At 65.3% G+C, this 18,859-nt stretch carries 20 protein-coding genes and 1 pseudogene; 7 read left to right on the forward strand and 14 right to left on the reverse strand.

Annotation, left to right across the window (positions count from 1 at the left end; all coding sequences use genetic code 11):
- Positions 1–84: 84 nt before the first annotated feature.
- Positions 85–507, reverse strand: a complete 423-nt coding sequence (locus QFZ65_RS12685) for a GNAT family N-acetyltransferase (protein WP_306910923.1) — start codon at positions 505–507, stop codon at positions 85–87.
- 181 nt (positions 508–688) lie between these two features.
- On the opposite strand from QFZ65_RS12685, the gene QFZ65_RS12690 reads away from it, so the two are divergent.
- Positions 689–1,222, forward strand: a complete 534-nt coding sequence (locus QFZ65_RS12690; protein ID WP_306910925.1) for a hypothetical protein — start codon at positions 689–691, stop codon at positions 1,220–1,222.
- 798 nt (positions 1,223–2,020) lie between these two features.
- On the opposite strand, the gene QFZ65_RS12695 is transcribed toward QFZ65_RS12690, so the two are convergent.
- From QFZ65_RS12695 to QFZ65_RS12735, 9 genes and pseudogenes are all read right to left on the reverse strand, one after another.
- Complete coding sequence (locus QFZ65_RS12695; RefSeq protein ID WP_306910928.1) at positions 2,021–2,422, reverse strand: cupin domain-containing protein; 402 nt, start codon at positions 2,420–2,422, stop codon at positions 2,021–2,023.
- Positions 2,412–2,648, reverse strand: a pseudogene (locus QFZ65_RS12700) (carboxymuconolactone decarboxylase family protein); the annotation flags it as partial. The pseudogene QFZ65_RS12700 and the gene QFZ65_RS12695, both read right to left, overlap by 11 nt.
- Before the next feature lie 168 nt (positions 2,649–2,816).
- A complete protein-coding gene (locus QFZ65_RS12705) occupies positions 2,817–4,397 on the reverse strand; it encodes a Na+/H+ antiporter (RefSeq protein WP_306910930.1) in 1,581 nt (526 codons plus the stop codon).
- A gap of 68 nt (positions 4,398–4,465) precedes the next feature.
- Positions 4,466–4,828 (reverse strand): nuclear transport factor 2 family protein, encoded by a 363-nt coding sequence (locus QFZ65_RS12710; RefSeq protein WP_306910932.1) that lies wholly within the window; start codon positions 4,826–4,828, stop codon positions 4,466–4,468.
- A complete protein-coding gene (locus tag QFZ65_RS12715; protein ID WP_306910935.1) occupies positions 4,825–5,853 on the reverse strand; it encodes an aldo/keto reductase in 1,029 nt (342 codons plus the stop codon). The genes QFZ65_RS12710 and QFZ65_RS12715 overlap by 4 nt, the downstream gene beginning before the upstream one ends.
- Positions 5,854–5,887: 34 nt before the next feature.
- On the reverse strand, positions 5,888–6,769 hold the full coding sequence (locus tag QFZ65_RS12720; protein ID WP_306910937.1) for an aldo/keto reductase: 882 nt from the start codon (positions 6,767–6,769) through the stop codon (positions 5,888–5,890).
- A gap of 18 nt (positions 6,770–6,787) precedes the next feature.
- The gene (locus tag QFZ65_RS12725; RefSeq protein WP_306910939.1) at positions 6,788–7,819 is read right to left on the reverse strand and encodes a zinc-dependent alcohol dehydrogenase family protein; all 1,032 of its coding nucleotides are present in this window, start codon (positions 7,817–7,819) and stop codon (positions 6,788–6,790) included.
- A gap of 148 nt (positions 7,820–7,967) precedes the next feature.
- Positions 7,968–8,963 (reverse strand): aldo/keto reductase, encoded by a 996-nt coding sequence (locus QFZ65_RS12730; RefSeq protein WP_306910940.1) that lies wholly within the window; start codon positions 8,961–8,963, stop codon positions 7,968–7,970.
- Between the two features lie 88 nt (positions 8,964–9,051).
- Positions 9,052–10,503 carry an MFS transporter gene (locus tag QFZ65_RS12735; RefSeq protein WP_306910943.1) on the reverse strand — a complete coding sequence of 484 codons (1,452 nt, stop codon included), beginning with the start codon at positions 10,501–10,503 and terminating at the stop codon, positions 9,052–9,054.
- Positions 10,504–10,605: 102 nt separating this feature from the next.
- Here QFZ65_RS12735 and QFZ65_RS12740 point away from each other — a divergent pair, with 102 nt between their 5' ends.
- Both QFZ65_RS12740 and QFZ65_RS12745 read left to right on the forward strand, forming a co-directional pair.
- The gene (locus QFZ65_RS12740) at positions 10,606–11,487 is read left to right on the forward strand and encodes a helix-turn-helix transcriptional regulator (protein WP_306910944.1); all 882 of its coding nucleotides are present in this window, start codon (positions 10,606–10,608) and stop codon (positions 11,485–11,487) included.
- Positions 11,484–12,272, forward strand: a complete 789-nt coding sequence (locus QFZ65_RS12745) for an SDR family oxidoreductase (RefSeq protein WP_306910945.1) — start codon at positions 11,484–11,486, stop codon at positions 12,270–12,272. Before QFZ65_RS12740 ends, QFZ65_RS12745 begins: the two co-directional genes overlap by 4 nt.
- A gap of 307 nt (positions 12,273–12,579) precedes the next feature.
- Here QFZ65_RS12745 and QFZ65_RS12750 read toward each other — a convergent pair whose 3' ends face one another.
- From QFZ65_RS12750 to QFZ65_RS12765, 4 genes are all read right to left on the reverse strand, one after another.
- The gene (locus QFZ65_RS12750; RefSeq protein WP_306910948.1) at positions 12,580–12,813 is read right to left on the reverse strand and encodes a DUF6480 family protein; all 234 of its coding nucleotides are present in this window, start codon (positions 12,811–12,813) and stop codon (positions 12,580–12,582) included.
- 46 nt (positions 12,814–12,859) lie between these two features.
- Positions 12,860–13,681 carry an MBL fold metallo-hydrolase gene (locus tag QFZ65_RS12755; protein ID WP_306910950.1) on the reverse strand — a complete coding sequence of 274 codons (822 nt, stop codon included), beginning with the start codon at positions 13,679–13,681 and terminating at the stop codon, positions 12,860–12,862.
- Between the two features lie 107 nt (positions 13,682–13,788).
- Positions 13,789–14,136, reverse strand: coding sequence for a UBP-type zinc finger domain-containing protein (locus QFZ65_RS12760; RefSeq protein ID WP_306910952.1), 348 nt, complete (start codon positions 14,134–14,136; stop codon positions 13,789–13,791).
- 78 nt (positions 14,137–14,214) lie between these two features.
- A complete protein-coding gene (locus QFZ65_RS12765) occupies positions 14,215–15,174 on the reverse strand; it encodes a DUF5996 family protein (protein ID WP_306910954.1) in 960 nt (319 codons plus the stop codon).
- A gap of 412 nt (positions 15,175–15,586) precedes the next feature.
- Between QFZ65_RS12765 and QFZ65_RS12770 the strand changes: the two genes are divergently transcribed.
- The 4 genes from QFZ65_RS12770 to QFZ65_RS12785 are packed head-to-tail and all read left to right on the forward strand — an operon-like array spanning position 15,587 to position 18,783.
- Positions 15,587–16,087, forward strand: a complete 501-nt coding sequence (locus QFZ65_RS12770; RefSeq protein ID WP_306910956.1) for a VOC family protein — start codon at positions 15,587–15,589, stop codon at positions 16,085–16,087.
- 28 nt (positions 16,088–16,115) lie between these two features.
- On the forward strand, positions 16,116–16,283 hold the full coding sequence (locus QFZ65_RS12775) for a hypothetical protein (RefSeq protein ID WP_306910958.1): 168 nt from the start codon (positions 16,116–16,118) through the stop codon (positions 16,281–16,283).
- Positions 16,280–17,650 (forward strand): NAD(P)/FAD-dependent oxidoreductase, encoded by a 1,371-nt coding sequence (locus QFZ65_RS12780; protein WP_306910960.1) that lies wholly within the window; start codon positions 16,280–16,282, stop codon positions 17,648–17,650. Before QFZ65_RS12775 ends, QFZ65_RS12780 begins: the two co-directional genes overlap by 4 nt.
- A gap of 14 nt (positions 17,651–17,664) precedes the next feature.
- Positions 17,665–18,783, forward strand: coding sequence for an SDR family NAD(P)-dependent oxidoreductase (locus QFZ65_RS12785; RefSeq protein ID WP_306910961.1), 1,119 nt, complete (start codon positions 17,665–17,667; stop codon positions 18,781–18,783).
- Positions 18,784–18,859 lie beyond the last annotated feature (76 nt).

Genomic DNA, 18,859 nt, shown 5'->3' on the forward strand with positions numbered 1-18,859 from the left:
CGTAGCTTCCAGCGAACGGCGCCTAAAGCATCAATTAGGAATAGGTAAGTGCCCGGCAAAGGACCCTTTACCGGACGTCGGTACTCAGTCGAATCTGATGAAAGCTCTGACCGATCCTCCTTGGAACTCCTCGGTCTGGGCGTAGCCAAGCGCTTCATAGAACGCTTTCTGCTTCGGCTCGTCGTCGGTGATTAGGACTTTCTGACGCACATGCGGGTACTGTCCGAGCGCTCGTTCAGCGAGAGCTCGTCCTATACCTCTTCTGTGATGCGACGGCCGAACGAGGATGTCCTGGAGGTAGCAAATCGAAGCACCATCGGAAATGACGCGCGCTAGTCCAACCAGCGTCTGGCCATCATGAGCGGCCACGAGTGTGGAAGATCCTTCCAGCGCTCGTGCTAGATTGTCAGGCTCCTTAGTGTAGGCAAGCCAGTCCACCGCACGATATAGCTCAAGGACTTCGGTGAGTGGCAGGTCTTTCGCCTTCACTACTCTGATGGTGGTCATGCTTCATCCAAACACGTAGCTTAGTCATTGGGGTGGCTATGAGATGCGCGCCCGTAGTCCGATCCCTGAACGGACGCCGGAGGCCCCAATGACCCACCGGCTCACGAGACGGAACTTTCTTACAGGAAAAAGCGCCCACCGCCTGCATTCTTGCACGTGCCCACACCCCGATAATTGAGTCATGCAACGTGCGAGGGTTCATGTGGTGGGGGCGAGCGGTGGCGGAACGACAACGTTCGGTCGGGCGCTGGCTGACTATTGGTCGGTTCCTCACGCGGACGCCGATGACTATTTCTGGGTACCCAGCGTCCCGCCGTACGTCGAGAAGCGTCCCGACAATGCTCGACTGGCCCTGATGCGCCAAGTATTCGTTCCCCGGGAGGCCTGGGTCCTGTCCGGGTCGATGATGGGCTGGGGGGAGAGCATCGTTGCAGAGTGCGATGCCGTGGTCTTCTTGACGCTCGACTCTCGTGAGCGGCTGCGACGCCTCGAAGCACGCGAGGCGCAGCGCCGGGCCGGCCAAGACTTCGACGAGGCGGCGTGGTCCGAATTCCTGACTTGGGCAAAGGGTTACGACGACCCAGCATTCGACGGCAGAAGCCGTGCGGCTCATGAGGCATGGCTTAACCAACTAGACCTGCCGGTTCTGCGCCTCGGCAGCGAGATGTCCGTAGCGGAACTCCGCGACGCCGTCCTGAAGTGGGAACCTTCATAGGCCGCTGAAGGCTCACGCGCCCGCCAGAGGATCCTCCATCGTTACGTAATTTCGCATGGGTATCGCTAGTCCTCCCTGGTCAGAAAATGGGCTCGCGTCCCTTTAGCCACCTGGCAATACGAATGCGAGTCGACGGTCTGGCTCCCACACATATGTGTCATCGCACCGATAACCCCTCAGCCAGGCCTGCCCGTCCACGACACGGAGGTAGAAACCCGTGGGATACCCCACGCCCTCGCTCAACGGCCCGGAAGCGACGTGGATTGCTCCAGTCGGTGCGCGGCCTGCGGACAAGACGGAGTCCGGCGCGTTCGACTGGCCCATCATTGCCAATCGGAGGTAAGGGCCCGTCACCAAGGGACAGAGTGCGAGGCCCTGGTTCCTCGCAGCGGTGAAGACCAGGGACTGAACCGCTCCGTGATCGAAGCCAAGCTCCCCTACCGTTCGCTCCACGATTTGAAGGCTTTGACCCTCTGAGTTGTCGAACGCGGGGTGAGCGAGCAGCGTCTCGGCATGAACATTGAGCAAAACGCCCGCATTGTGCAGCAACTGCTCGACCTCAACTCGCGACCGACCCCCCACCCGAACCAGGAAACCCTCAACCTTCGCTGCGCTGATCATGCACTGATTCTCCTTCACTGCCCCAACTGGTCAAGGACTCGCCGTCGTGATTGGGGACGTCCATTCGAGGATTCCCATACGGACGACCGGACTTGTCTCTCCAAATCCGCTCGATGTGTCTCGAAACCTCGACGCTTCAAAATCCTAGGGTTGCGGGACAAGGTGTAGGCGCTTGGTTTATCGGCCGTTGTATTCGTCGTCGGTGATGTGCTCGGCCCACGTTGTGGTTTTGGACGGGTCTTCGCCGTTTTGGAGCATGGCGATGTGTTCCATGAAGCAGCCGGGTGCTGCGGCGTGCCAGTGCTCCTCACCGGGCGGGGTGTAGAGCGTTTGGCCAGGGTGAACTTCGACGATGTTTCCGTCCCGGGTCCCGAAACGGCCCACGCCTTGGGTGACGCGCAAATACTGGCCGTGCTGGTGGGAGTGCCAGGCTGTCCGCGCGCCGGGAGCGAAGCGGACCGTTGCGACGACCATCGTCTGGTCGTCTTCGTGGGGAAGGGCGATCGGGTCCAGCCACACGTCGCCTGCAAACTGGGCTGCCGGGTTCTTGGTGGTAGGGGCGGTGGGTTCAATGTTCATGGTCGTCCCTACTTGTGTTGTCCGTGAAGAGTTCCTTGGCGACACCCATCGCGGACATGCCTGTGGGCCAGCCCGCGTAGAGCGTGACATGGGTGATGGCTTCAATGAGCTCGTCCTGGGTCACGCCGTTTTCGATGGCGCGGCCGAGGTGGGAGCCCAGCTGCTGGGTGTTCCCGCCGGCGGTGAGTACGGCTACTGTGATGAGGCTGCGGTCTCGGGCGCTTAGTTCGGGACGATTCCAGACGTCCTCGAGAGCATGTCGTCGGTGAGTTCGGCGAGCTTCGGGGCGAAGTCGCCGAACATTTTCCGGCCACCGCCGATCTGCTTGGGTTGGTCAGTCATGATGTTCCTTCTCTCGGTAGGCATTCATTCGGTGTCGCGTTCTGGGACGCAGTCAGTCGATGTCTTCGACGCCGGTCAGGCGTTGTTCCTCTACATCGAGCCTGGTCTGGATTCTCCGGGCCACGCTGTCATCGACCGTGCCCGCGAGGCGGAGCCCCAGGAGTACTTCCCGCTTCCGCTTGAGGACGGCCTGGCGGAGGCTTACTTCTTGCCGGCGCGATTGCGTCGTGGAGTCCGCATCGGAACCGGCTTTGAGCGCCTGGATCACCGACAGGTGGGTCTGGTACTCGTCCGCAACGCGGCCTCGAACACCTGCGCTGGTCCCAAGTTCCTGGGCCAGTTCGTCGATGGCGGTGACGGCGGCGGAGGTGATGGCCAGTTCGGCCATCCGGAGCTCTTCCTCCTCTGGTTCCTCCGGAAGCCTGGCCCACCGAACGACTATAGGAAGCAATGGTCCCTGGACGAGCATGCTCAACACGATCACACCGGCACTGATGAAGATGACGTCGTCGCGCCCGGGGAGCGGGGTGCCGTCATTCAGTGCCAATGGCACGGACAAGGCGATAGCAAGGGAGACCGCTCCGCGGAACCCGGCAATGGAGCTGACGATCCGTGCCCGGTAGCTCATCCTGCGCCCGCGTTGGGAGGGGCGCCGGTCCAGGACCCGGATCACGGCCACGCTGACGGTTTGGAACACGAACCGGATGATGATGAGCGCCAGCCACACGGCAACGGTGGACAGCAGAAGCCGGCCAACATCGCGGGCATCAATGTCGTGCATGGCGGCCTGCACCTGAAGGCCGATGAGGACGAACAGGGCACCGTTGAGGAGGTAGGAGCCCAGCGGCCACGCCGACTCGGTCTGGCGGCGAGATGCTGCCGTGCTGATCCGGCCGGCGGTGAAGGAGACGATCAATCCGGCAGCAACAACAGCCAGCACTCCGGAAGCGTGAACTGCCTCGGCGAGCAGGAACGCGGCGAACGGGGTAATCAGCAAAGTGACATTGATGATGAGCGCGTCGCGCACCCGGACCAGGAGCAGGTAGGCCGCCCATGCCACCAGGATGCCGGCGGCCGCTCCTCCAACATAGGAGAGGGCGAACAAACCGGCGATATTGAGGGGCGTGTAGTTGGCGCCCAATGTGGCGCCCACCGCGATGGCGTACAGCACCAGGGCAGTGCCGTCATTGGTCAGGCTCTCGGCCTTGAGGAGCATGAAGTTCCGGCGCGGCAGCATCCGGCCCAAAGCAGTGACAGCTGTGGCGTCCGGTGGAGCCAGGGCCGCGCCGAGAATGAGTGCGGTATTCCATGGCAGGACAAGGAGGTGTGCCACACCTGCAACGGCGAGGGCGGAGGCGACCACCAGCAGGGTGCTGAGCAAGACGATGCCGCGCAGGTCCCGGCGGATCGACCGGAGCGAAGTGGTCAGGCTTTCCCAGAACAGCATCACCGGCAGGAAGATCAGCAGCACCGTCTCCGGTGGCAGCTCGATCGGCCGCAGCTGCGGAATGAGGCCAAGGAGGAGGCCAAAGACCAGCAGCAGCAAGGGCGCGGCCACCCTGAGCCGGGGAGCCAGGATGGCGCCAGCCAGCACGGTAACACCCAACAGCACAACGGTTTCCAGGCCCTCCATGACATCTCCCTTCAATGTGTGTTTGTTCCAGTGCCGGCGTCCTGCCGATGATGTGCCGGTTCCGGTGGTTACCAGGTGGAGGCGACCGTGCGGGTGATGACCCAGCCGTCTCCACGCGGTTCGAACCATGAGCGCAACACCAGTCGCCAGGTGGCCCTGGAACCCCAGATTGTTGCGTCCGTCAGAGTTCTGGCGGTCAGCTCCGGCACGGTGGGGTCCGTGCCGTGGCGGGCCTGGACTGTTTCCATCCGGTGGTACTGCATCTCGCCGGTATCGATGGCATCAAGCCATTCCGATCGTGACTGCACGTATCCGGTCATGTGCGTGAGCGTGAATCCCTCGGCAAGGATGTCATCCAGCTCTCCCAGATCACCGGCCACCATCGCCTCGCACATGGCCTCATGGAGGGCTTCGATCACCTCTGCGGTCACGGCCGTATCCGTCGCCGTGCCTGCGGCGTGAGTTCGTGCGCGCCGTAGCTGTTGTCGTCAGGGTTGACGGTCACGCCTGGCGCGACGAGCTCGTCGATGCGGTCCAGCACGTCGGTTGACAGGCTGATGTCTGCGGCGGGCAGGTAGGACTCCAGCTGTTCCATGGTGCGCGGCCCAACAATCGCGGAGGTGACGCCGGGGTGGTTGATCACGAACGCGATCGCTAGCTCGATCAGCGTCATTCCGGCCTCCTCGGCCAGAAGGGCCAGGTCTTCGACGATGTCCAGCTTGCGCTGGTTCGCGGCTTTCGACATGTCGAACCGGGCGCTCGGGCGGGCGCTGGAGCTGGGCGCGGACGCAGAGTCCTTCCGCCACCTGCCCGAGAGCCAGCCGCCGGACAGTGGGCTGTAGGTCAGGGTGCCCATGCCGTGCCGCTGCACGGTGGGGAGGATGTCCTCTTCGATGCCGCGGACCAGGATCGAGTAGGGGGGCTGTTCGGTGACGAACCGCTCCAGGTTCCGGTCGCGTGACGCCCACTGGGCTTCCACGATCTGGGATCCGGAGTAGGACGATGAGCCGATGTAGCGGACTTTGCCTTGGTGGATGAGGTCGCTGAGCGCGCCGAGGGTTTCTTCAACGTCCGTGTCCGGGCTGGGCCGGTGTACCTGGTAGAGGTCGATGTAGTCAGTGTTCAGCCGGCGCAGCGAGTCCTCGACGGAGCGGACGATCCACCGGCGGGAGCCGCATCGCTGGTTGGGATCATCCTCGTTCATGGGCATGAAGAATTTGGTGGCGAGGAAGACGTCATCGCGCCGGCCCTGCAGCGCCTCTCCCACGATTTCCTCGGAGGCCCCGCCCGAGTAGACATCGGCGGTGTCGACAAAGTTAATGCCGGCGTCGAGTGCGTGGTGGATGATGCGGATGGAGTCGGCGCGGTCGTCGTTACCCCAGGGTCCGAACATCATCGCACCGAGGCACAACGGGCTGACCTTCACTCCTGTGCGGCCAAGCGGACGGTATTCCATCGTGGTTGCCTTCTATCTGCTGGTTCTGACGGGCTTAGGCTTCGGGGATGGACCGGTCAAACCACTGATCCCGGAAGACATCGGGGTCGGGACCGTTCCGCATGCCGGTGTCCAGGGCGTCGATAGCGGCCAGCTCGCCTATGGACAGTTCGAAGTCGAACACATCGAAGTTTTCGGCGATGCGACCCGGGTTGGTGGACTTGGGGATGACTGAGCGGCCCTGCTGCAGGTGCCAGCGCAACATCACCTGTGCCGGTGTTTTGCCGTGCGCTGCAGCGATCGCGGCGATGGTTGGGTCTTCCATGACGTTTTTCCGGTCCTCGCCCCAGCCGGGGTAGAACGTGATGCCGCCGATCGGCGACCATGCCTGGGTGAGGATGCCGTGCTCAGTGTTGGCTGCCTGGACGTCGGGCTGGCTGAAGTACGGGTGCAGCTCAACCTGGTTCACGGCCGGGACCACGTCGGTTTCGGCGAGCAGCTGTTTGAGGTGGTGTGGCATGAAGTTGCTGACACCGATCGCGCGGACGCGCCCGTCGGCGAGCAGGGTCTCCAGCGCCTTGTACGCGGCGATGGTCTTCTCGAAGCGGCTGGGTACCGGCTGGTGGAGGATCAGCAGGTCCAGGTAGTCCACCCGGAGCTTGCCTACTGCCTTTTCCCAGGCGTGCAGGGTTTCGTCGTAGCCGTAGTCGCTGACCCAGACCTTGGTTTCAATGAACACGTCAGAGCGGTCCAGGCCGGAGCGGCGGATGCCCTTGCCGACTTCGCGTTCGTTGCCGTAGGCGGCGGCGGTGTCGATGTGCCGGTAGCCTGTTGCCAGGGCGGCCTCCACGGCCGCCGTTGTTTCTTCGGGCGGGCTTTGGAAGACGCCGAGCCCGAGTGCGGGCATGACGACGCCGTTGTTGAGGGTGGTGTCCATGGGTTCAGGTCCTTTTCGTTAGGGGCGGACGAGTACTTTGAGTGCTTCGCGGTCGGCCATGGCCTTGTATCCGGCCGGGACGTCGTCCAGGCCGATGGTGCGGTCGAAGACCTTGCCGGGTTCGATGCTGCCGTCGAGCACGAGCGGCAGCAGCTCGTCGATGTAGGCCCTGGCCGGTGCGACGCCGCCGGTGAGGGTGATGTTGCGCATGAACTCGCCGAATCCGAGGGGAACATCGGAGAACTGCGGGGCACCGACGCGGCTGATCACGCCGCCGTCCCGGACGACGCCGATCGACATCTCGAGTGCGGGCTTGAGGCCCACGGCTTCGAGCACCGTGTGGGTTCCGTCGCCGTTGGTGAGTTCCCGGACCTTGGCGATGCCTTCTGCGCCGCGCTCGGCGACGACATCGGTGGCGCCGAATTCGCGGCCAAGGTCGGTACGGTTCTGGTGGCGGCCCATGAGGATAATGCGTGATGCACCCATGAGCTTCGCGGAGAGAACCGCGGAGAGCCCGACGGCGCCGTCACCGATGACGGTAACGGTGTGGCCGGGCTGGATGCCGGCCTTCTTCGCAGCATGGTATCCGGTGGACATGACATCGGAGAGGCTCAGCAGGGACGGGATCAGCTTCTCGTCGAACCCGGTCGGAACGACGACGAGGGTTCCTGAAGCCTGGGGGACCCGGGCGTACTCGCCCTGGCCGCCGTCGTCGTGACCGCCCCAGTGGGCACCGTTGCGGCAGGAGGTCTGCAGTCCTTCTTTGCAGAAATCGCACGTGCCGTCAGAGGCGACGAACGGTGCAATGACGAAATCACCCACAAACAGGCCGGTCACGTCGGAGCCGAGTTCTTCAATGATCCCGACGAATTCGTGACCCATGCGGGCGCCTTCTTCGGTTTCGGGTTTGGAGCCGTACGGCCAAAGATCGCTGCCACAGATGCAGCCGGCGACGATGCGCACGATCGCATCAGTAGGTTCCTGGATGGTGGGATTGGGAACTGTTTCAACGCGCACATCTCCGGCGCCGTAAATCAGGGTTGCTCGCATAGTGGGATTCCTTACGTGGTTGAGAAGCAGTTTTCAGTCAAACACTCGTGGTGGTCGCGTGGGAGTGCACATCAGTACCCCCTTGAGGTGCCGGTGTTGCTGGTCCGGTGCTCGGTATAAACGACCGAGCGGTGCACTGACGGGGTGGTCAGCGGTCGCGGTCAATGGCGGCATCCAGACCGGCCGACAGGGGTGCGCCGACGAGGTCGAGGGCGGCCAGGGCTTCGTCGATTCGCCGGAGGTCGTTTGCTGTGAGTTCGAGGTCGGCCGCGGGTAGGTTGTCGTCCAGGTGGGCGATGCGGGTGCCGCCGGGGATCGGCACGACCCACGGCTTCTGGGCCAGCAGCCAGGCGAGTGCGATCTGCGCGGGTGATGCGTCCTTCTCGGCCCCGAAGTCCTTGAGGAAATCGACGAGGGCGAAGTTGGCGTCCAGTGCCTCGGGGGTGAAGCGCGGGAAGTCGGCGCGGAGGTCATTCGGGTTGTCGAAGCGCATGTCCCGGGTGATGCCGCCGGTGAGGAATCCCTGCCCGAGCGGGCCCCAGGCGACCAGGCCAATCCCGAGTTCCTCGCAGACTCCGAACTTCTTGGTTTCAGGCTCGCGCATCCACAGCGAGTAGTGGTCCTGGATGACGGCGACGGGCTGCACGGCGTGGGCGCGGCGGATGCTTGTTTCGCTCGCTTCCGACAGTCCGAAATGGCGCACTTTGCCTTCGGCAATGAGGTCCTTGACCGCCCCGGCGACGTCCTCCATCGGGACGTTGGGGTCAACCCGGTGCTGATACAGCACGTCGATGTGGTCGGTGCGCAGGCGGCGCACCGAGGCGTCAACGACTTCGCGGATGTGTCCGGGCCTGCTGTTGAGGCCGACTGTTTCGCCGTTGGCGTTGATGTCGAACCCGAACTTCGTGGCTATCAGAACGTTGTCGCGGATCGGCTCCAGTGCTTCGCCCACGAGTTCTTCGTTGACGTAGGGGCCGTACCCTTCCGCGGTGTCGAAGAGGGTGACGCCGCGTTCAGCGGCGGACCGGATGACGGCAAGGGCTTCGGTCCTGTCTGTGGCGGCGCCGAGGCCGAAGCTGAGGCCCATGCAGCCGAGGCCGATGGCTGAGGTTTCAAGGCCGTCGCCGAGCTTACGTGTTTTCATGTCGAACTTTTCCTTTGTGTTGTTGAACGCTTGGGTTGAGGGGAAGGTTTTGTCCCTTGGAACGATTGAGATGCGGGTTTCCAGCCGTTCAGCGGGCGGGCTCGCGCTCCGGTGCGGGCAGGAGCGTTCCTGGTGTCCTGGTTCGCCGTGCCGCCAGATCTGCAGGCAGGATGAGGGCCGCGGTGATGGCCAGGGCCAGGAGCAGCAGGACACTGCCGGTGGTGAGTGCGGCGCTGACCTGTGCGGCCAGGTGCGCCGGGACGGGACCGCCTGTGGGGACGGTGGCTGCGGCGGCGACCGCGATGCCGAGCCCGAGGCAGGTGCCGATCTGGTGGAAGGTGTTCACCAGACCTGATGCTGCCCCTGCATCAGAAGCCGGGGCGCCGGTAATGCCGAAGGAGGTCAGTGGCGCGAACGCCAGGCCTTGGCCCGCGCCGATGAGGATCATCGGCAGTGCCACCCCGGTCAGGTAGGAGGAGTCGACGCCGGCGCGGCTGAGCCAGAACATCCCTGCGAGGGTGAGCAGGATGCCGGCCAGCAGCGCAAGCGAGCCGGGCATTCGTCCCACGAGCCGGGTGATGCTCATGGCGACAACGAAATTGATCGCGGTCATGGGCAGGAAGCCGATACCGGCCTGCAGCGGGTCGAAGCCGAGGACTTCCTGCATGAACTGGGTGGTGAAAAAGAAGAACCCGATCATGGCGCCCAGGTACAGGAAGCGGGCAAGGTAGGCGCCGGTGCGGCGGCGGCTTGCGAACAGGCGCAGCGGCATGATCGGCTGGGCGGCCTTGCGCTCGATCAGCACGAACACGGCCAGGAGCACGACGCCGGCGCTGATGGCCGAGACGGTGACCGGAGAGGTCCAGCCGGCTTCGGCGGTGTTGATGATCCCAAACACGAGAGCCCCGACACCCAGGGTGGCGCTGAGCGCTCCAAACAGATCGAAGCGGCCGGTGGCCCGTCCGGTTTCCGGGAGGAACCGTGGAGCGAGGGCGATCATCGCCGCGCCGATCGGTACGTTGACGAAGAACCCGGCCCGCCAGGAGATCCAGTGGGCCAGGGCGCCGCCGATGACCAGGCCGAGGCTCGCGCCGATCCCTGCCGTCGCGCCATACAAAGCGACCGCGCGGGTGCGTTCACGGCCCTCCGGGAAACTCGCCGTGAGCAGCGACAGGGACGCGGGGGCTACGATCGCGGCGCCGATGCCCTGAACGGCGCGGCCGGCGACCGCCCACCACTCTGCCGGTGCCATCCCGATCAGCAGGGACGCGAGCGAGAACACCACCAGACCGAACACGAACACGCGCCGCCGGCCCAGCAGGTCCCCGGCCCGGGCGCCGAGGAGTAGCAGCCCGCCGAAGACCAGCGTGTAGGCGTCCTGGACCCAGGAGAGCTCAGTCGTGCTCAGCTGCAGGTCAGCCTGCAGGCTGGGCAGTGCTGTGAAGATGACCGAGTTGTCCAGCAGGATCATGAAATAGCTGGCAAGGATGATCGCTAGGATCGCGGCGGGGCGGGCAGCCGTGGCGGGTGCAGGTTTCATGCTTTCCATGCAACCGTGATTTCTTACGGGCCGGGAGTCACTGTCGTTCCGGGTAATGCCAGTCCCTCCCTCGTCCCGTCGGCCGCGCGTAGCGTGGATCCCATGACACACAGCGACGACGTGCGGCAGTTCTTGAGTTCCCGCCGTGCCAGGATCACGCCCGAGGAAGCCGGCCTGCCTGCCTATGGCGGAAACCGGCGCGTTACCGGGCTGCGCCGGGAAGAAGTCGCGATGCTCGCCGGGATGAGCATCGATTACTACATCCGGTTGGAACGCGGAAACCTTTCCGGCGCCTCCGACAGCGTGATCGAGGCACTCGCCCGGGCCCTGAAGCTCGACGATGCCGAAACGGCCCACCTCTTTGACCTCGCCCGCGCCGCCACCGCTTCCCCGCGGGTGCGGCGCAAGCGCAGCCCCCTGACGGTGCGTCCCAGCGTGCAGCGCGTTATCGATGCGATCGCAGCTGCGCCGGCCTGGGTCCGTAACGACCGTGGCGATGTCCTGGCCGCCAACGAACTCGGCCGGGCCCTGTACCTGGACATGATGGCAGAGCCGGCCACCCCGCCGAACAGCGCACGGTTCACCTTCCTCAACCCGAAAGCCCGGGAGTTCTTCGTTGATTGGGAACGCAGCGCGGACGACGTCGTCGCGGTCCTGCGCTCCGCGGCAGGGAAAAACCCCTACGACAAAGACCTCACGGACCTGATCGGTGAACTCTCCACCCGCAGCGAGGAGTTCCGCACAAGGTGGGCCCGGCACGACGTGAAGTACCACCGCACCGGCCGCAAACGGATCCACCACCCGATCGTCGGTGACCTAGACCTGAGCTACGAAGCAATGGAACTTCCCGCCGACCCTGGACTCCGCATCAACGTCTACACCGCAGATCCGGCCACACCCTCAGAAGACGCACTGAAAGTCCTCGCCAGCTGGGCGGCCACCCAGCACGAAACAACTGCGCCCACCGTCAAGGAGAAAAAGTGACACCCCGTCCCTTATCCGTGCTGATCATCGGCGCCACCGGAAGCATCGGCCGCTACGCAGTCGCCGAAGCGCTCCGGCAGGGTCACAGCGTCCGGGCGCTCGTGCGTGACCAAGCCCGGGCTGCGCGCGCCCTGCCCGACGGGGTGGGCCTCGTCGTTGGTGACCTGACTCGTCCCGAAACCCTTGGCCCCGCCATGGAGGGAATCGAAGCGATTGTGTTCACCCACGGATCCACCACGAGTGAACGCGATGTCAGGGACAACGACTACGCCGGCGTAGCCAACGTCCTCAAAACACTGGACGGCCGACCCGTCCGCATCGCCCTCATGACCGCCATCGGCACCACCCGACCCGGCGTCCCCTACACCCAGTGGAAGCTGCGCAGCGAACGACTTGTCCGCGGCAGCGGCAACCCGTACACGATCGTGCGCCCCGGCTGGTTCGACTACAACCAACCCGACCAGCGGAACATCGTCATGCTCCAAGGCGACAAACGACAGTCCGGCTCACCCAAAGACGGCGTCATCGCCCGGGACCAAATCGCCCGCGTCCTCATCGACAGCCTCCACATCGAAGCTGCCGAGCACAAAACACTCGAACTGATAGCTGAGGATGGACCCGAACAAGAAGACCTCACCAGCCTCTTCGCCTCACTTACGCCAGACGCGCGTGAATCGCTCGACGGGGCCGAAGACACTGTCAACCTCCCCGTAGACCACGAGCCCGAAACGTTCCGCGGCGATCTCGCCACGATCGCAGCTGGCAATGTCACGCCCGAGCGCTAGATCCAAGCCTCCCCAGAACTCCATCCAACTCGGGTCTCAAAACCTCCCTGTCTCAAAACGTTAGCGATACGAGACAGGTGGCCGCCTTCGGCGTGCGACATGCAGCGCTCACCGAATGCCGCCATTTATCGCCAAACCCTACAGCGAAGGTGCCTGCAGGCTCGGTCTCTTCGCCTTCTGGCACCCGCCGCTAGGCACGCCCTCATGCCATAGCGGGAGCGGCGACAGTTAGACGGACGATTTAGTGTCGGGCTTTCAGGGACTGACGACGATCCGTCCGTGATCAGTCCGCAGTCCCCAGGGTGTGCTAGTCGAGGATTCCCACGATGTAACCGACAAAGTACAGCAGCGACAAGAGGACCACTACTGCGATGCCGGCTATCCAGATAATCTGGGCGCCCATTTTCGTGCCGTTCTCTTCGTGACCCTGCGGCCCGCCCGTCGAAGCTTCACCCGGAGGGGTCTCCCCTGGCGGAACTCCGCCTCCCGGCTCCAAGCCCGTGATCTTTTCCTCAAACGGGTCGGGATTGCTTCCTGACACGTTCACTCCCTGGGTCGCAGTGCTGATGCACCTGGGTCTGGGCTGTTCAGGCCAGACCGAACATCAGCCACGCCTGGTGGGCGACCCAGTCAGGGTACTGCTGGCCCATACTGTCGAATAGCTCCCGGTCGTTGGAGGTTTCCTCCTTCAGGCGACCGAAGTCGGTGAGGTAGCGCTTGGTCCACTCGATGGACTCCGGTGTGTCCGGGGCGCCCGGCTTCTTGTGGCCGGCGACCGCGGCTTTCGGGTTCAGCGCCGCCAGCCGGTCCAGTGCGGCGATCCAGTTCTCGCGGATTTCGGGGGTGAGCTTGGCGACGTACTGGTGGCACTGGTTGTAGAGGACGTCACCGCCGACGACGAGGTCGATTGAGGGCACGTGCAGGGAAGTGCTGTCTGCGGCGTCGGTATGGCCCTGCTCGATGATGCGCAGCTCGTGGCTCTCCAAGTGGAAGACCTTCTCCGGGTACGGCTCGGGCAGCGTGATCGCGGCCGGCAGCTGGCCGGGCAAGCGTTTCCGGTAGAAGGCGACCGGCTGTTCGCGCGCCAGCTCCACCGATTTCGGCGTGGCGATGGCACGCGCGCCGGGGAAATGGCGCAACAGCACGGTCAGGCCCGCGAAGTGGTCGAGGTGGCCATGGGTGATGTAGATGTTTGTGAGGTTGCGGTGGTGAAGCTCCACCCAGGCTGCCAGTGCCTCAGCCTCGGCGACGGTGGTGAGCGGGTCCACCAGGACCGCGTCGTTCTCGCCGTAGATCAGCGTCGAGGTCATCGGGTCCCAGGCCATGGGCGGCCCAAACGGCCGGGGCCTGTCCCCCACCATTGGCTTCTCCGGTGCATCGAAAACGTTAAAGCTCAACGCGGATGTCATCTCGATCGGTTCCTCCCTGTGAGCTTGCCCCGCTTCCCCAGGCCCGGCGTGGCCTCGCCGGAACGGCCAGGCCCCGTGGTCCGGGAACTGTCCGTCCCTTTGTTTGACTAGTGCAGCCGGTCCTGCCAGCCGCCGGGCACGCGTGAGGCCGGTCCGGGGACCGTCTGGTCGTCCGGATGATGTACCGGGGGCGCCAGTTCCGGACCGTCAAAATAGGTGGAGCTGCGGTAGTCCCAGAACCAGTTCTCGCCCGGCTCGAAGCTGCGGATGACCGGGTGCCCCGTGGAGTGGGCATGTCCGGTGGCGTGCCGGGAGGGCGAATTGTCGCAGCAGCCGATGTGGCCGCACTGGGCACACCGCCGCAGGTGAAGCCACCAGCCGCCGCCGGCTTCACATTCAACGCAGCCGGTCCCGCTCGGCGGCACGGAAACATCAATACCAGAGGCATCGGCCATGGCCGCCTCCTCGCTCGGGTACGCGTGGAACAAGCCCAACTTTACGCCGGCCGGCCCGCCCCGGGGAGGGAATCGGCCCTACTTGTCTCGGCCCGGTGAATGCCGCAACCTGTCGGGATTCGTCTCGAGCGCGGCGCGGTCCCAGCGCCCGGTCTCCGCTGCGGCAAGGTACGTCGACTGCAGGAACTGCAGCACATGCTGGTCAGGGTCGGTCGCACGACGGACCGCCTCATAGGGCAGCAGATAGAGTCCGAACGCTCGGTCGTAGGCTGCCTCGGCCGGTTCCACCGAGTACCCGGCGAACCCTGCCGGTTCCGGGTAGGCGTAGGCATAGAACGCACCCTCCTCTCCGCCGCCGGGCCAGAAACCGCAGCTGCTGACTTCGTGGGAGTAACCCTCTTCCATGACCCAGGCGGCGCAGCTCGGAACCCCTCCCGGGTGTCTGGGCGCCGGCCGACCGGAGAACCGCGTGCAGGCCAGATCCATTCCTCCCCAGAAGAAGTGCACAGGGCTCGCCTTGCCCTGAAAGCGGGACCGGAACACATTGAGCAGGCGGTCCGCCTGGATCAGTTGGCGCCAGAACAGCCGGACGGCTTCGCGATCATAGGAGGCATGCAGGTAGTCCTCGGCGAACGGTATGGCCGGTTCGACCTCGTTCGGCACCGCCCGGATGGCCGTCTCGATGCCGAGCCGGCCCAGGGCAGCGAAGGTCTCGGCATGGAATTCGGCCACCGGCTTCGGGTAGAGGTTGACGTTGGCACTCATGCCGTTGCTGGTGCGTAGCCGCAGGACGTGTGCGCAGAAATCGAATTCCATGTCAAAGGCGTCATGGCCGTAGGGGATGGAAGATGTCGTCAGCCCGCGCGGGGTGACGTACAGCGTCACTTGCCACCAGTGGTTCAGCATCGGCGCATGGGCCATGCGGATCTTGCCGACGATCTGGGTCCACAGGTGCAGGGTGTCCCGGGTCTCGGCCCAGTCCTGAACCCTGAGTTCCGGCCACCCGCTGCCGGCACCCTTCCCTGCAGGGACTTGCATGACACGGCCTCGCTTCCGGGTCCCGCCCGCGCCGCCAACGCCCGCGGCAGGATTATCCGGCACGACTATGGCGGCCGTCCGCTCTCAGGCTATCCCCCGTGAGCAGCCGCAGTCGAGGAGTGATCCGTGGCGGCAATGCTTGCCCCAGGACCGGCCCAGGCGCTCCCCCGCAACGCGCCGGCCTCCGTTTGGTTGAGCCCTTGACTTCCGCTGGTGGTGAGGCCACTGTGGGGTCCCGAGGGCAGCGTCCCCGGCTGAGGATCGGCCGGGGGGCGACAAGGAAAAGCTCATGGCGACCCCGCAGCGTAAGCCCCGCAGCATTGGCCTGATGCCTGCGCCGGCACGCCTTTCCCGGGTCGCCTGTGAGCCCGATGCCGCCCTTTCATGGCGCGCCCGACCAAGGGAGGCCGGGATGAGTACCGTCGACGAAAGCAAGGAAAGTGCAGCCGGGAGCCCGCCGGTGAAGCCCGGGGAGTTCAGGCTTGAGGTCATCGTCGTGCCGGTTTCGGACGTGGACCGTGCCAAGAGCTTTTACCAGGGCCTGGGCTGGCGGTTCGACGCCGAAGCAGCTGTGGAGGACGGCTACCGGCTGATGCAGTTCACGCCCCCGGGTTCTGGCTGCTCGATCATTATTGGTGAGGGCGTCAGTTCGGCGGCGCCGGGCTCGGCCCAGGGCCTGCACCTCGCTGTGTACGACATCAACGAGGCGCGTGCCGACCTGATCGCGCGCGGGGTCGACGTCAGCGAACCGTTCCACGATGCCACGGGCGTCTTCCACCATGCCGGAACCGAAGCGCGCCTGGACGGGCCGGCTCCCGGACACAAGGATTACGGTTCATTTGCTTCGTTCAGTGATCCGGACGGCAACGGCTGGGTGCTCCAGGAGATCAAGACCCGCCTTCCGGGCCGCTGAACCATCCAACCCCTGAGAGGAGAGCCTGATGGCCACAACGTATGACTCCGTGGACGATCTTGCCGAGGCCCTGAGGAGGGCCGCGGCAGCCCATGGCAAGCACGAGGAGCGAACAGGCCAGGAAGACCCGGACTGGCCCGACTGGTACGCGCTCTACATGGTGCGCGAGCACGCCGGGGAGGAGTTGCCGACATGAACAGCGACTACGACGTGATCGTGATCGGCGCCGGTTCCCCCGGCGAACACTGCGTCGGCGCCCTCGCCGAGGGCGGCCTGCGCGTGGCCGTCGTCGAGCGCGAACTGGTCGGCGGCGAATGCTCATACTGGGCGTGCATCCCGTCAAAAACCCTGCTGCGGCCCGGTGAGGCGGTGCACGCGGCACGCCAGGCGGCCGCCACCGCCGAGGTCGACGTCGAGGCGGCGTTCGCGTGGCGCGACTACATGGTCTCGGACTACTCCGATGCCGGGCAGGAACGCTGGCTGGCCGATCACGGCATCGACCTGCTGCGCGGCACCGGCCGGCTCGCCGGTGCCGGCGTGGTCGAGGTCGACGGCGTACGGCACACCGCCAGCCACGTGATCCTCGCCAACGGCGCCGACCCCGTCTTTCCTCCGATCCCCGGCCTGCGAGAGCTCGACGGCGTGTGGACCAGCCGCGAGGCGACCGCGATGAAAGCGGTCCCCCGCCGCCTGGTCATCCTCGGCGGCGGCCCGGTCGGCGTCGAGATGGCCCAGGCCGTGCGCCGCTTCGGTGGCGAGGTGGCACTGGCCGACAACTCCGCGCATGTCCTCGGCCGGGAGCCGGCACCGCTGGGCGAGGCCCTCGGCGAGGTTCTGCGCCGTGAGGGCATCGAACTCGTCCTGTCTGCGGCCGCGACTACGGCGCGGCATGACGGCGAGGATTACGTGCTGGCGTACGACGACGGCCGGGAGCTGCGCGGTGATCGGCTGCTGGTTGCCACCGGGCGCCGCCCACGCGTTCACGGGATCGGCCTGGAGACCGTCGGCATCGAGCCGGATCCGCACGGTGTCGCGGTCGATGCGCACCTGCGCGTGTCGGACGGGCTGTGGGCGATCGGTGACGTCACCGGGATCTGGCCGCTGACCCACGTCGGCAAGTACCAGGGCGATGTCGCCGCGGCGAACATTCTCGGGGAGGCGCGGGAGGCGAACTATGAGGCCGTTCCGCGGGTCACGTACACCGACCCGCAGGCCGCCGCGGTCGGCGCCGTTGAAGGCCGCTTCAGCGCCACAGTCCCGGTCTCGGAACTGCCGAAGACCTCCACCTACACCCGTGCCTACGCCGAGAGCAACGGCTTCCTGACCCTGCTTAGCGACGGCGGACGGCTGACCGGCGCGTACGCGCTCGGGCCGGAGGCCGGCGAGTGGCTGCAGCAGGCGACACTGGCGATCCGGGCCCGCGTCCCGCTCGATGTCCTCAGCGACACGATCCAGCCGTTCCCGACCTTCTCGGAGATCTACGTCTCCGCGCTGAAGGCACTACGAGGGGAGATCGCGGCTGCGCGCAGTCCGGTCGGCGCGGGACCGTCCGCGGCGGACTGAGGGAAGGCGATCCGATGAGCACCGCAGCTGCCGCCTCGTCGGCTTCACGCGAGCCGATGTTGCGTGGGCAAACCGTGGTGGTGATAGGCGGCAGCGCCGGGATTGGGCTGGAGACGGCACGGTGTGCCCGGGCCGAGGGCGCCGGCGTCATCCTCGCCGGCCGTAATACGGCGACGCTGCAGCAGGCAGCAAGCGAACTCGGCGCGCTGAGCACCGCGGCGTTCGATGCCAACGACCCGGTTGCCCTAGCCGGGTTCTTCGAGCATCTCCCGGGACCGGTGGACCACGTCATGGTCACCGCCGGTCGCCCCTACTATGCACGCCTTGCCGACATGGACTTCGAACAGGCCCGCCGCGCCCTCACGGCGTCCGCCATGGTCGACACACCCTTATCGGCATCGCTCCTCGGCGCCGGGCTCGACGAGCGCCGCAGAGCTCCGCACCACGCTGCCGATCGGCCGCGTCGTCGGACCGGCCGACGTCGCCGCTCTTGCAGTGCACATCATGACCAACACCGCCCTGACCGGCGCAACATACGACGTCGACGGCGGCCAGCAACTCCTCGGAGGACACTGACGCAGGCAAGTTCGCCGCCCACGACGCTGACATCGGCGGCCACGCAGATGCCCCCGGCAGACCCCGGAACCGCATCGAGAAGAATGAAGGAAAAAATGACCACCATCAAGCTGCACGCGAACACAAGTGCAACTCCTGAACAGTTCATCGCAGCCCTGACCGATTTCGGGCCGGGCCGTGCAGAGCTGTTCGGCAACAGCGCCGACAGGTACCTGCAAGTTCACGATCGGGGGAAAACCCAGGCCGACGTGACCGAGGGCTCCGGCGGAGTGTGGGAGCGGCTGCACTACGACTGGTCGAATCCCACGCACGTCGTACTGACCACTACCGATTCGAACGCGTGGGGCCGAAACTCCGGACACACGTACGACTTCACCGTGAACCAGGACGGCACGACCACCGTGGACTACATCGCAGTGCGTGAGGGTAAGAACCTGCGCGGACGGCTCCTGGAAGTTGTTGTCGCAACCGTCGGCAAGAGTGTCCTCGTGAAGGCGTTCCGCAACTCGGTGAAGGCGATCGAGGCCCGCGCCGAATCGCACAATAGGGCGGGGTGAGCGGGAGCAACCGACGGCTGCCGACATAGACGTTACGTCGACGCAACGATAGAGATTCCCCCTTTGCGCCTGCCTG

Origin of the sequence: Arthrobacter sp. B3I9 (assembly GCF_030816935.1) — a bacterium.
GTDB lineage: Bacteria > Actinomycetota > Actinomycetes > Actinomycetales > Micrococcaceae > Arthrobacter.

What these genes read in the sequence shown, in the direction of transcription:
- QFZ65_RS12685 (WP_306910923.1), bottom strand. Translation starts at nt 507, where the DNA reads ATGACCACCATCAGAGTAGTGAAGGCGAAAGACCTGCCACTCACCGAA.
- QFZ65_RS12690 (WP_306910925.1), top strand. Translation starts at nt 689, where the DNA reads ATGCAACGTGCGAGGGTTCATGTGGTGGGGGCGAGCGGTGGCGGAACG.
- QFZ65_RS12695 (WP_306910928.1), bottom strand. Translation starts at nt 2,422, where the DNA reads ATGAACATTGAACCCACCGCCCCTACCACCAAGAACCCGGCAGCCCAG.
- QFZ65_RS12705 (WP_306910930.1), bottom strand. Translation starts at nt 4,397, where the DNA reads ATGGAGGGCCTGGAAACCGTTGTGCTGTTGGGTGTTACCGTGCTGGCT.
- QFZ65_RS12715 (WP_306910935.1), bottom strand. Translation starts at nt 5,853, where the DNA reads ATGGAATACCGTCCGCTTGGCCGCACAGGAGTGAAGGTCAGCCCGTTG.
- QFZ65_RS12720 (WP_306910937.1), bottom strand. Translation starts at nt 6,769, where the DNA reads ATGGACACCACCCTCAACAACGGCGTCGTCATGCCCGCACTCGGGCTC.
- QFZ65_RS12725 (WP_306910939.1), bottom strand. Translation starts at nt 7,819, where the DNA reads ATGCGAGCAACCCTGATTTACGGCGCCGGAGATGTGCGCGTTGAAACA.
- QFZ65_RS12730 (WP_306910940.1), bottom strand. Translation starts at nt 8,963, where the DNA reads ATGAAAACACGTAAGCTCGGCGACGGCCTTGAAACCTCAGCCATCGGC.
- QFZ65_RS12735 (WP_306910943.1), bottom strand. Translation starts at nt 10,503, where the DNA reads ATGAAACCTGCACCCGCCACGGCTGCCCGCCCCGCCGCGATCCTAGCG.
- QFZ65_RS12740 (WP_306910944.1), top strand. Translation starts at nt 10,606, where the DNA reads ATGACACACAGCGACGACGTGCGGCAGTTCTTGAGTTCCCGCCGTGCC.
- QFZ65_RS12755 (WP_306910950.1), bottom strand. Translation starts at nt 13,681, where the DNA reads ATGACATCCGCGTTGAGCTTTAACGTTTTCGATGCACCGGAGAAGCCA.
- QFZ65_RS12760 (WP_306910952.1), bottom strand. Translation starts at nt 14,136, where the DNA reads ATGGCCGATGCCTCTGGTATTGATGTTTCCGTGCCGCCGAGCGGGACC.
- QFZ65_RS12765 (WP_306910954.1), bottom strand. Translation starts at nt 15,174, where the DNA reads ATGCAAGTCCCTGCAGGGAAGGGTGCCGGCAGCGGGTGGCCGGAACTC.
- QFZ65_RS12770 (WP_306910956.1), top strand. Translation starts at nt 15,587, where the DNA reads ATGAGTACCGTCGACGAAAGCAAGGAAAGTGCAGCCGGGAGCCCGCCG.
- QFZ65_RS12775 (WP_306910958.1), top strand. Translation starts at nt 16,116, where the DNA reads ATGGCCACAACGTATGACTCCGTGGACGATCTTGCCGAGGCCCTGAGG.
- QFZ65_RS12780 (WP_306910960.1), top strand. Translation starts at nt 16,280, where the DNA reads ATGAACAGCGACTACGACGTGATCGTGATCGGCGCCGGTTCCCCCGGC.
- QFZ65_RS12785 (WP_306910961.1), top strand. Translation starts at nt 17,665, where the DNA reads ATGAGCACCGCAGCTGCCGCCTCGTCGGCTTCACGCGAGCCGATGTTG.